Raw genomic sequence first — 12,799 nt, forward strand, 5'->3', positions numbered from 1 at the left:
TCAGTTGTCAATAGTATAAAAGCATCAATAGTTTGATATCAAAACGTTGGTATTGACGCGCAGCCTATTGTGCTAGCGTGTCTACTGTCGTAAGTAGCGCAGCTATACAAATACGAAAGTTGCATGAATAATTATATGGTCGATTACATCAATAATGATGTAGGTATTATTGACGTCTTTTGATTATAGTCACCGCTATATTTTAAAGACACGTCTTGTCAGCAGATTGGTAGGTATCGTACGGTTTATGCAGCAGTCACCTCATTCTCCAAAGTCTCAGTCCCTATCTACATCAGTGCTGGATTCTGCTGCTCAGTTATCGAGCTTACAGCAGACCTATACTGTGATACCACGTGTGCGTCCTCATACGCCATTGCTTGATGCAATTGATACACCCACTGACCTCAGCACACTTTCGGCTGCCAAGCTTATTACGCTGGCTGATGAATTGCGCCTTTTTCTATTGTATTCAGCTGGTCAGAGCGGTGGGCATTTTGGTGCCAACTTGGGCGTGGTTGAGCTGACCATAGTATTGCATTATTTGTTAGAGACGCCGCAAGACCAAATCGTCTGGGACGTGGGTCATCAAGCTTATGCTCATAAAGTACTGACAGGTCGCCGTGAGCAGCTAGGTACTATCAGGTCTAAAGATGGTCTGACGGCGTTTCCTGAGCGCGCAGAATCTGTCTACGATACATTTGGCGTTGGTCATTCATCGACCTCTATTTCAGCTGGTCTGGGTATGAGTCTCGCCCTGCGTTATCAAGGCCGCGAGCAAACGGTTGCTTGCATCATCGGCGATGGTGCAATGACAGGCGGCATGGCATTTGAAGCCATGAATGACGCAGTACAGCAAGATGCTGATTTGCTAGTCATCCTAAATGATAATGATATGTCGATATCATGCTCTATTGGTGGATTTTCACGACATTTAGCCATGCTTTGGGAATCAGGTTATCAAGTAGATATCTCTGAGTCAGGTGAGCCAGTACTCTGTCACCGTCCTGATATGCAAGCGTTCGATCGCCGCAAGCGTCACAAAGAGATGCGTGATGTTCCGCAGCTAGAAGACAACTTATTCAAAGCGATTGGTTTTACCTATTTTGGTCCATTTGATGGGCATAATATTCCTGAGCTGCTGCGCGTATTGTCACTGGCAAAACAAATAAAAGGCCCAGTATTGGTACATATCTATACGACTAAGGGTAAAGGCTTTGCGCCAGCAGAGTTAGATCCAGTGGGCTATCACGCAATCAGTAAATTGCCAGTCGAAAATCATAAAGAGCATGAAGAGTCTAAAGCTGACTCCATAGAGCAGCCAACGAAACAACCAAGTACAAAGCCAGCGTTAAAATATTCGCAAGTGTTTGGCCAGTTCTTATGTGATAAAGCGGCCGAAGACGATAAACTACTAGCTGTCACCCCTGCTATGGAAGAAGGCTCAGGTATGACGGACTTTGCTCGTCACTTTCCAGAGCGTTTCTTTGATGTGGCCATTGCTGAGCAACATGCTGTCACGCTAGCGGCTGGGATGGCAACTCAAGGCGTCAAACCTATTGTCGCAATTTACTCGACGTTCTTGCAGCGTGGATATGATCAGCTGATTCATGACGTGGCTCTACAGAATCTCGATGTGATGTTTGCCATAGATCGAGCGGGTCTAGTCGGTGAAGACGGTGCGACGCATGCTGGCGTATTTGATTTTGGATTCTTACGTTGTGTGCCTAATATGGTGATTGCAGCGCCAAAAGATGAGAACGAGTGTTACCATTTGCTCAATACTTGCTATGAGTATCAAGGGTGCACGGCTGTACGTTATCCGCGTGGTACAGGTACGGGTGCTGATATTGAGCAGCCCGCCCAAACTTATAAAGTTGGCGAAGCAGTTGTCGAGTCAGTATTAGGTAAAGCTGACGCACCTTACAAATTGGCATTATTGGCCTTTGGCACGATGGTAGCAACTGCTCAGCAAGCAGCAGAAACCCTAATAAATAACGATGCAGCATTAGATTACCAGATACATGTGATCAATATGCGCTGGGTAAAACCGCTAGATACAGCAATGCTTGAAACGTTATTAGCGCAAGGGGTCACTCATATAGCAACCCTAGAAGAGCACATGATTATGGGCGGCGCAGGTAGTGCAGTGAATGAATATTTACTAAACGAGTCGGCAGTATTTAAGCAAAGTCGTCCAGCTATTGCTAATATCGGTATTCCTGATCGCTTTATTGCTCATGGCTCCCAAGCAGAACAATTGGCCGACTGTGGTCTAAATGTCGAAGGCGTGATCAAACAGCTCAAAACGTTCTTATCGTAAGCAATGTTTTTAACGTTACAATATTTTTTAAAAAATTAATGCGTTAAAAAGGTCTTACTCAAAACTAATATAAGCTCCTTAAACAGAGCAAACGCCTACTAGCCGTAGGTGCTAACTTTTTTACAACTTGCGCAGTTTAGATGATCGCCAAAGTACTGGCTTGGTCAGCGTGACGGTTTTTTCGTTTTTATCGAACAATTTTAGTATAATGCGGGTGTCTTTTATAAGTTTCCGTTTATAAGAGACACGTTTTTAATCGCATAGATGTGGTGTGATGCGGCGGCTGTTTGGCATGTTGTGGGCACAAAGTTAGTCTTATTTTTTTATATTCATTCATCAAGCAAATAGGTTATTTATGGAACCCATGGTCGTCATCGCAGCGCGTACTGCTGAAAAAGTTGGTAAAGAGATTTTATATGCGCATCAAAACCGCCACAAAATCGAGTTAGATATTGAGTCTAAAGGACTTGATGGTCTGGTTACCCGCATTGATCGCTTTAGCGAAGAGCTCACTATTGAGACGCTAAAAGCCAGCTATCCTAATCATTCATTTTTGGGTGAAGAGTTTGGTATGCAAGAAGGCCGCGGCGAAGATGCTGACTGGTGCTGGATTATCGATCCACTAGACGGCACTAAGAACTTTGTCCACGGTGTACCGCAGTTCTGCGTATCTATCGCAGTCCAGCATAAAGGTGTCACCCAACATGGTGTGGTCTATGATCCTGTTCGTGATGAGATGTTCTCAGCGAGCCGCGGTAAAGGCGCGCGCTTGAACAATCGCCGTATGCAAGTGAGCGAGCGCAAAACCATTGATGGCGGTTTCTTTACGACTGGTCATCCGCTTGAGCGTAAGCGCAATGGCGAAGTTATCTCTTATGCCAAACAGCACTTTGAGAGCTTACAGAAGATATCTGAGGCAGGTGGTCAGGTACGTCGTATGGGTTCAGCTGCACTTGACTTGTGCTATGTTGCTGCTGGTCGTTTTGACGGTTATTTTGAGATGTCTATCAAGCCTTGGGACATCGCTGCGGGCGAGCTTATCGTAACTGAAGCACGTGGTGTGGTGGTTGATCATACTGGCGCGCACAACTCTATGACATCAGGCTCTATCTTTGCTTGTAATGTGAAATTGCTTAAGCCATTGATGCAAACAGTTGTACAAATTTGGGGTGACGCAATCTAAACGTTAACCTTAATGGTATTAACGTTTAGCGCTTTCAGGATTTAAATTCAAGTAATATCTATATTGAGTATGAATGAAAAAAGCTGGTTCCGTTATGGAGTCAGCTTTTTTGTTTTATCATCACCCTTATTGCCTGCTTTATCTTCGACGGTAATGCCTTTGAATGCTAATTCCTTACTGGTAGTTTCTAGCAGCTGCAACTCTTCTTCTATCAGCATTAGCATATCTTGTACGCGAGGCAGCGCCTTGCTACAAGCGGTGATACCAAACTCAATCTTATCTAAATAACTGGCTAAGGTGATATTCATCGCTTGACCATTAAAGACAATAGAAGCGGGGTACAACGATTGCAGACGTGCGCCGTTCCAGTACAGTGGCTTTTCAGAGCCAGGAACGTTGGAGATAATTAGGTTAAAGGCCTGCTTTTTGGGGAATAACCCTGTCGCTAGATTGATACCCTCCCACGCATAGGCAATCACACTATAGTTGATAACCTGCGCTTGATTCATGCGGCGAAAGCGACGTTTGCCGTTATTCATACTGCGATGAATCAATTCTATTCTACGTAAAGGATTGTCTAAGTGGGTACCCAAATTTGCCAATACAAATGACAGCTGATTACCCGAGACACTTTTGTCTGTACGTAGCGACATCGGCACAAAGGCAATCAATGGTTTGCTCGGCAGGGCGTCCATCGAGATTAGATAACGGCGAAGGGCACCAGAACAGACGGCGAGTACGACATCATTTTTGCTGATATTCAATCTCTCTGCGATATCGTTAAAGCGTTTGATGTCATAAGACTGTGCTGCTATACGACGAGATGCCGAAATGCGCTTGTTCAAAATGCTCATAGGTGCATCAAAAGTGCCGACATAGCCTTCATCGCTATAGTTTTTAAGGTTGTCTAGCAGCTCTGTGAATACAGGTTTGATGGTAGATATTTGCTCTTTAATGATGCGTTTGACCGATCTTTCAGCTGGCAAGATAGCGTTGACATGGTTGCGATGGCGCGCCATCAACGACCACACTGGCAAGGTTACGGGTTCTGTCGCTGATTGCGATAGCGACTTTTGTACCAAACGCATCGCAGCGATGCCATCTACCAATGAATGGTGAATCTTAAAGTACAACGCAAAACGCTCAGGGCTGCCCTCAGTTTCGGGCTCAATACCCTCAACCACATGACATTCCCACAGCGGCATGGCACGGTCCAACAGACGTCCATGCTCTCGTGAAACGTACATCAATAGTTCACGTACGCGTCCAGGACTTGGTAGCGCGACATGATGCAAATGATGCTCAACATCAAAATCTTTGTCTTTTTTCCAAAAGGCTAAATGTTCAAGTACCTGATTAAAAGGAAAGCTGGGCGGCACATCAGACTCTTGCATTTGTTTTACCAATTGATAGACAAAATCGCTATCCGCATTGTCTGGTAATTCAAATACAAACAGTCCACCAACGTGCATGGGCTGTTTACGCGACTCAAGAAGTAGAAACAACTGGTCGACTGCTGTGAGAAGTCGCATAATAAATCCTTTTATGACGATAAGTGTTATGTGAAAATTATAATAAGTAGATATTCAATCAAATAACATTTTTTATTATTTTATAGAGCGTGTTAAGCAATCAACCATAGCACTGACAGCACTATACGTAAATACTCAACACGCTCTATTATGACATGTCATCTATACTTCAATTTATTGAAAGAAATACCCAGTCTGTGGTGAGCTGGCAGTAGCCATCTTACGCATAGGCATACGACCTGCCAAAAACGCAGCGCGGCCTGCCCACATAGCATGTTTCATTGCGTGTGCCATCATTACCGGGTTTTGTGCATTGGCAATGGCTGAGTTCATCAGTACGCCATCACAGCCAAGCTCCATTGCAAGTGCAGCATCAGACGCAGTGCCGACACCAGCATCAACCAATACGGGCACTTTAGCGTTTTCGATTATTAAGCTAAGTGTATGACGATTGAGTAGACCAAGTCCTGAACCAATCAAGCTGCCAAGCGGCATAATGGCGACACAGCCCATGCTTTCTAATTCTTGTGCGACGATAGGGTCATCTGACGTATAAACCATCACCTCAAAGCCATCATCGATCAATACTTTAGCGGCTTTTAAAGTTTCCATAACGTTTGGGTATAAGGTTTTTTCATCACCCAATACCTCAAGTTTAACCAAATTATGCCCACCCAATAACTCGCGAGCAAGCTTACAAGTGCGAATGGCTGTTTCGGCGTCAAAGCAGCCAGCAGTATTCGGTAATATCGTATATTTATCAGGTGAAATCACATCTAATAAGTTAGGCTCATCACTATTTTGTCCAATATTGACACGGCGAATAGCAACGGTCACGATTTCGGCTGCTGAAGCGGCAATGGCTTCTCCAGTCTCTGTCATGTCTTTATATTTACCGGTACCGACTAACAGACGCGAAGAAAAGGTACGGCTACCGACAGTAAAGGTATCTTGTAAAAGTGGTGTTGGATGAGTAGTGCTAACGTTCTCTGACATAACGGAAAATCCTAATATCGAGCGGGAGAAGGGACAGACAAAATATGATGGGCAATCTAAGCAATCTAAAAGTTGTAATAGACAATGGCAAGCTGTCAGAAAAAAAATCGCATGATATGCTCACTTTGATAGTAATAATATGTGCTGGGCGATAGGTATAAAGCGCCAGTCACATAAAATAATACCCGTCTAAAACAAAATGCTATTATAACAAACTCATGCAACCTTACTGGCAGTCTTTTTTGATTCGAACTGTTAAGGACAAGGCATCCATCATGTCTTGGCGTGCGTACTTCTTACCTTCTCCTCACTTATTGGGCCGTCTTTATGATGCAGTTGCCATACAGCTTTGCGAAACGCCATCAGATTTTAGCCATACTTGCGATAGATCCTGAATTGCCGCCAACATTGGTACTCACCAAAGCTACTCCGTTGTCAGCGATCAATGAAGCGGTACGGTTTTTACAGCAGCAAGGCATTCGCGGTGTACCCACTTACGAAAGTGTTAGCGCAGATGATTTTGAAAAACGTATGAACGCAGCTTATGCTGGCAATACAGGAGAGTCGCAGCACATCGCTGCTGGACTTGAAGACCACCCTGATCTCGATAGTCTGGCAGATAGCGTCCCTGAAACTGAAGACTTGATGGATCAACAGGATGATGCGCCTATCATTCGTTTGATCAATGCATTATTGTCCGAAGCTATTCGTTTAAGTGCTTCAGACATTCATATTGAGACTTTTGAAAAGCGTTTGGTCGTTCGTTTCCGAGTCGATGGTGAGCTAAAAGAAATCATCACACCAAAACGCCAGCTAGCTCCATTGTTGGTCTCGCGTATTAAGGTAATGGCTAAGTTAGATATCGCCGAAAAGCGAGTACCGCAAGATGGTCGCATCAGTTTAAGATTGGCAGGGCGAGAGGTCGATGTGCGTGTATCGACCTTACCATCGAGCTTTGGTGAGCGTGTGGTGATGCGTCTATTAGACAAGCAAGCTGGTCGTTTGAATATGACGTATTTGGGTCTTTCTGATAGTGACTATACTGAGCTAAAGCGCTTAATTCATCGTCCGCATGGCATTATTTTGGTGACAGGACCGACTGGCTCGGGTAAAACCACGACGCTATATTCTGCATTGACCGACCTCAATGACCAAACTCGCAATATCTTGACCGCCGAAGATCCGATTGAGTTTCAGCTTGATGGTATCGGGCAGACGCAGGTTAACAATAAAGTAGATATGACATTTGCTAAAAGTTTGCGTGCAATGCTGCGTCAAGATCCCGATGTGGTGATGGTTGGTGAAATTCGTGATTTAGAGACAGCAGAGATTGCCGTACAGGCGTCTTTGACAGGGCATTTGGTACTATCGACGCTGCATACCAACACTGCTATCGGTGCAGTCACTCGCTTACAGGACATGGGTGTTGAGCCGTTTCTGTTGTCGTCGTCGCTTATTGGCGTAGTAGCGCAGCGTTTGGTGCGTACCTTATGTTCACATTGTCAAAGCTGGCAGGCTGCCGATACCGAGCAAGCCAAGCTATTTACCGAAATTGGCATTGGGTCAACGCTGAAAAGTGATGCCAAAGATATAGCAAGTGAGTCGATTCGTTTGCCCAAGCCAGTTGGCTGCGATAAATGTAATCAGTCAGGATTTAAAGGACGTACTGCTATCTATGAAGTCGTGCCAATCGACGATACATTGCGCCGTATGATTCATAGCAATACGGCTGAGTATGAGCTGGAAGAGTATGCGCGCCAGCAAACACCGTCGATACGTGCAGATGGTTTGCGTAAGGTCATAGAAGGGCGTACGACATTGGAAGAAGTGCTGCGAGTGACGAAAGAAAGCGCCTTAACGGACGATACAATATTGGTATAAATTTGCGAACTAGATACTGGTATAGCAAATAAAAAACAACTGGTGTGAATAGCCAGTTATTTAGTTTTAAAATTTTTATGATTGTGAAGCTTTAGAGTTTTTAGCCGCTATTATTTTGCAGCCATACACTCAATCTCAACGCTTGCTCCAGCAGCCAGTTCTGATACGCCAAAAGCTGAGCGTACAGGATAAGGCTTTATCATCTCAACCTTGTAGACCTTATTAAAGTCATCAAAGTCATCCATATCAGTCAGCATGACCATACATTTAACGATATCAGACTTTCGGTAGCCGTACTTTAATAGCGTGCTATGGATGTTATCGAGCACTTGCTTGGTTTCAGCTTTGATACCGCCTTTGACCAGTTTGCCATCTTTAAAGCCAATTTGTCCCGACATATACAACGTATTGCCCACGCGTACAGCCTCTGAAAAAGGATAAGTACCGCCATCGCCCAAGAAAGTAGGGCCAGATTTAGCAATGCTAACAACTGTCGTCGTATTAGCATTAGCGCTATGAACAAAACCCAATGAGCACATAGTGGCTAGCGCTAGCGTAGATAGGCAAGTGCTAAGTTTGGACATACTGTTTCCTCATTGGGTTTGTTATCAATTTTTATTAACTACTTGTCAGTACTATTATTTTGAGTAGATGATGCATCGCTTTCTTCGATTGATGCCTCGGTTTTAGAGTCATCTTCTGCAACTTTTTCAGACGCTTTACCTTGGCGGCGTGCCTCTAGCTCCGCTTTTGGTATCCATGCCCACGTCATCTCAACCACAATTGGATCGCGGTCACTATCAGATTCACGATCTTTGATGACACAAGGGATAATCATCTCACCTTTTGGTGTGTTTAGGATATCCAAACGCTGTTCATCAGACAAGCTTGCAATAGCAGCAATTTGACCTTTTTTGATTGGACGATGGAAATTTACCGAGTAAGATTTAATCAGCAGAATGCGATCAGAAGGCAAGTTTAAACCCAAAATAAAGCCAGTAGCCGTCTCAGCCAGTAATGTGATAGCGACTGCATGAATAGAGCCGATATGGTTTTGGACGGCTTTATTGTTGTTTAAACTAACGACGACTTGGTTTGGTTCTACCGTCTCATAATAAATGCCGGTCGTGCCGACATAGGGAACGACCTTGCCAAAGGCTTTAGATAAAATACTTGAGCGTGCACCAGCAGGCAGATATTTGGTGACGGATAACAGTTTGGTAAATTGATTGCTAATTGGTTTTAGCGTGCTACTGGGTTTTTCAACTGAAGATTTTGTGCTGTCAGATACTTTGGCTGGCAGTTTATTGGTCAACTTGGCGGGTAGTTTTTTTAATAATCCTGACATACAAAATTCCTTAACGTAAATGAGTTGAATGACATTATTAGCATGGCTTTTTATGATAGCGACACAAATATAGATAATGAAAGTCGCTATAAATACTATGGTACATCAACCATTGCCTTCCTACTATTATTAGCATGAACTGCTGCGCTTACAAAACTATAGTAGCGTGGCTATGTTGCTAGGTTATGTCATCAATTTAGATCGCCACTTAAAGTAGTCTAGGTATCTTATATGCCAGCGTCATTTGGACAAAGGAAGCCGAGTGAAAGTACTACAAATAGTAGACTAAGTGAGACTGATACCGTATCTAATTTATAGAGGGTTGACTATAGTTACCATGCCAATAGACAGTCACGTTATAATGACAAAATGTTAGCATGTCTATTTTAAACCTGTTTTTAATGCCGCTGGATAACGTTATGCCTGATATGTCTGCTCATGAACCGACCAATATTATTTATACGGGCGTTGCTGGTACAGGTAAAACCTATAGATTACTGCAAATCGCGAAGCAATATACCGACTATCTACCCAAGACTGAAAATGAAGATTTATTAGCACAGCTGCTGCAAGGTCTAAGCTGGCGCGAAGTATTATGTTTGGTATTTTTAGATTTACGTACTGAACAACAGGATTTGTTAAAGGTACGAGAAATTATTGATCATCCTTTTTTTATGACCAAAGCTGCTCAGAACTCACGTGATAAAAATCTAGATAGTACAGCTTGGTTAGAGTTACGCAGACATAGCCCTACGAACTCTCAAACAGTCAGTTTTGATAACCGCGCTAGCCAAGCTTATTTTGATAAAGACAACAGTGGAGCATGGTATTTATTACCTGAGTGTATGGTGCTACTAGAAGATTTATCGCAGCAATTAGCAGAGTTTCAGCAGGCACAGCGTGACAACCAAGCCCATCAAAATCAAAACATTGCTCAGCAACGTTTTAGTATGGTGAGCTTCCACCAAGCCTACGGTTATGAAGAGTTTGTAGAAGGTATACGGCCTGTCATGAGTGGCGCTGCACCAGCAAATAACAGCCCTTCTAATCAAACTCAAATGAGTTACGCGGTGCAAGATGGAGCATTCCTGAAGCTATGCCAACGCGCAGCCCGTGACCCTCAGCAGCGTTATGCCATGCTGATTGATGAGATTAACCGTGCTAACGTGTCACGAGTGTTTGGTGAGCTTCTCAGTTTGATAGAGCCTGATAAACGAGCGGGCAAGCCAAATGCGATGACAGTAAGTTTGGCGTATTCTGGGCGTGCTTTTAGTGTGCCTGCCAATGTCGATATTTATGCCACTATGAATACCCAAGACCATTCTTTAGCACCACTTGATATGGCGTTACGCCGACGTTTTCGTTTTATTGACTGCTCACCGCAGCCTAATTTACTATCGACAATTCGAGCCAGCAATGACACCGACACTGGACTGTCTGACGGTTCAGAAGCAGCTATGATAGATTTGAGCAAATTACTAACAGGCTTAAATAAACGTATCGTGCAGACACTGGGAGTAGAAGCGCAGTTGGGACATGCTTTTTTATTTACCGTCACTCAATTAGAGCAATTACAAACAGCTCTCGTTGAACAAGTTATTCCTCAATTGGCTCAAGCAGCTGGTGGTCAAATTACGGTGCTGCAGTATATCTTTAGAGATGAGCAGCAACCGACAAGCAAGCAGTTTGTACAGGACAGTCAAGCATTGATGAATGACGACTTGTATAATCCGATGGGCAACCAAAACAATGCTTCCGCTGAACACCAAATGTTTGCAGGGCAGGGTTCTTTTCTTGGTCAGTCTATGAGTGTAAATAGTTATACTATCAATGCCGATCTGACTGCTAGGGAAGGTGAGTTTAGTAATGCTGCTATCTATCAGCGTTTGTACTAGCAGGGTGACCGTTCAGTGATAACGAATAATCCATATTACGCCAAAGAGCACTCTATTAGGGCAAATAGTCGTCAGACTCGTATCCCTAATAGTAGTGTCGCTACCATGAATGTTATCACCGTGTTTGAGCATCAACGTCTGACCGTGCATGATTTTTTGCAAGCATCTGATTTCGATTGGCTAATAGTGCAAGAGTTTGCAGCATTTACTATCAAGCGTAAGCGAGGACAGTGGCAGCTTAAGGTTGGGCACTATATTGGGATTATTCTCCTACCTAGTGGCATAACGCTTGAGATATTGCCAAAGCTAAATCAGTCTACTCAGAGCAATGATATCGTCCAGACCCGTCATTGGGTACAGGGTATGCTATCGGATTTAATTAATCTTGATACGCGTAACAATCGTAAGCTACCCAATACGAAAAATTTCGGTCAGTTTAGTCCCCAGTCCACTCCTTTAGCGTTAAAAGTATTGCCTATATCAGACTGGCTGATTGAGCAGTTTTTGCAGCGTTTAATGGATTATCAACCAACCAAGCATTATCAGGCTCAGATTGAAAATCAGGCATCCCTGCAAGGTCGACTGCTTATCAAAGAGCAACTGCGTCATAATAGTATGCAACCGCATAAGTTCATCTGTGAAAGTAGCGTATTAAGTCACGACATGTTGGCCAATCGATTGATTAAGAGTGCATTGGTTTACTTGATGCCTTTATTGCCCAAGTTTATTTCCTCAAAACTGTTGCAGCCATGGCAGCAAGTGCCTACACTAAACAACTTTGAGATGCAGCAGATAGCGTTAATATATGCTCAAGCAAAGCGTCAGCTAGACGTTCAGCCACTCCAAAAGCAAAAATTGCATGCCGCGCAGCAGTTAGTAGACTTGGCATACTGGTTATTGAAACAGACGACAGCTACGACAGGTAACGGTATTGATCCAAATAGACAAAATTGCTCTCAGCTAAGATTGTGTTTATTGATCGATATGAATCAAGCTTTTGAGCAATGGGCAAGTCAGCGTATCGCATCTGTATTTCAGCAGATTAGTAGCAATTATCGTCCTTTTTACCAAACCCAAAGTGTCTGGCTAAACGATGCTGAAGGACTAGCGTGCTTATCTATACGGCCTGATTTGCTGATATTTGAAACTGCCTCTGATGATTATCAAAATCAGAGTGATACAGCAGCTCATCAAACTAAAGCTAAAGAAAAAACCAAAGGTCACTACAGTCATGTCATCGATATTAAGTGGAAGTACTTACCACATGCCGCTGCGATTAGTGCGAGCGACGCTTATCAATTGACTAGCTATGCACAAGCTTACTTGGCGGGGCAGATCTGGTTGGTTTATCCGGTGCTAGGTAGTGATAGGCAGCCAGTAGCGCTCAAGCAGCAAACTCATTATGGTAGTAACGATAGCAGTAGCGATGATATTAAAAACAATGAATCAATTGATGCCCATTTATGGTTAATGCCGTTTGATGTTTTGACAGGTACACTCAACGGTGAAGTACTGCCACATTTGGACAAAGTTTAATATCGTTATCAATGACAGCGCGAATGACTGATGGATAAAGGGCCTTATTGTCACTATTTTGGTGAAATTGACGTAATTTTAAAAAAATTAGCGATTATTTGAAATTAA

At 43.5% G+C, this 12,799-nt stretch carries 9 protein-coding genes; 5 read left to right on the top strand and 4 right to left on the bottom strand.

Translation table 11 applies throughout. The features are described from left to right. Positions 1-247: 247 nt before the first annotated feature. Entirely contained in the window at positions 248-2,320 is a 2,073-nt protein-coding gene (gene dxs / locus CXF62_RS12930) for a 1-deoxy-D-xylulose-5-phosphate synthase (RefSeq protein WP_102094689.1), read from the top strand. Positions 2,321-2,675: 355 nt separating this feature from the next. Next, entirely contained in the window at positions 2,676-3,503 is an 828-nt protein-coding gene (locus tag CXF62_RS12935; protein WP_102094690.1) for an inositol monophosphatase family protein, read from the top strand. A gap of 92 nt (positions 3,504-3,595) precedes the next feature. Here the strand turns inward: CXF62_RS12935 and CXF62_RS12940 are convergent, their stop codons facing one another. After that, positions 3,596-5,035: a WS/DGAT/MGAT family O-acyltransferase gene (locus CXF62_RS12940; RefSeq protein WP_102094691.1), complete on the bottom strand. Its 1,440-nt coding sequence runs from the start codon at positions 5,033-5,035 to the stop codon at positions 3,596-3,598. 174 nt (positions 5,036-5,209) lie between these two features. Further along, positions 5,210-6,031, bottom strand: coding sequence for a thiazole synthase (locus CXF62_RS12945; RefSeq protein WP_101205496.1), 822 nt, complete (start codon positions 6,029-6,031; stop codon positions 5,210-5,212). A 327-nt stretch (positions 6,032-6,358) separates the two neighbouring features. Here CXF62_RS12945 and gspE point away from each other — a divergent pair, with 327 nt between their 5' ends. After that, positions 6,359-7,912: a type II secretion system ATPase GspE gene (gspE, locus tag CXF62_RS12950; protein WP_102094692.1), complete on the top strand. Its 1,554-nt coding sequence runs from the start codon at positions 6,359-6,361 to the stop codon at positions 7,910-7,912. A gap of 110 nt (positions 7,913-8,022) precedes the next feature. On the opposite strand, the gene CXF62_RS12955 is transcribed toward gspE, so the two are convergent. Beyond that, the gene (locus CXF62_RS12955) at positions 8,023-8,496 is read right to left on the bottom strand and encodes a RidA family protein (RefSeq protein ID WP_102094693.1); all 474 of its coding nucleotides are present in this window, start codon (positions 8,494-8,496) and stop codon (positions 8,023-8,025) included. A 38-nt stretch (positions 8,497-8,534) separates the two neighbouring features. After that, complete coding sequence (locus tag CXF62_RS12960) at positions 8,535-9,260, bottom strand: DUF4442 domain-containing protein (protein WP_102094694.1); 726 nt, start codon at positions 9,258-9,260, stop codon at positions 8,535-8,537. A 377-nt stretch (positions 9,261-9,637) separates the two neighbouring features. Here CXF62_RS12960 and CXF62_RS12965 point away from each other — a divergent pair, with 377 nt between their 5' ends. Together CXF62_RS12965 and CXF62_RS12970 are read left to right on the top strand one after the other, a co-directional pair. Then, positions 9,638-11,155, top strand: coding sequence for an McrB family protein (locus tag CXF62_RS12965; protein WP_228153242.1), 1,518 nt, complete (start codon positions 9,638-9,640; stop codon positions 11,153-11,155). A gap of 15 nt (positions 11,156-11,170) precedes the next feature. Then, positions 11,171-12,691: an McrC family protein gene (locus CXF62_RS12970; RefSeq protein WP_228153243.1), complete on the top strand. Its 1,521-nt coding sequence runs from the start codon at positions 11,171-11,173 to the stop codon at positions 12,689-12,691. Positions 12,692-12,799 lie beyond the last annotated feature (108 nt).

It is taken from the genome of Psychrobacter sp. MES7-P7E (assembly GCF_002863645.1).
GTDB lineage: Bacteria > Pseudomonadota > Gammaproteobacteria > Pseudomonadales > Moraxellaceae > Psychrobacter.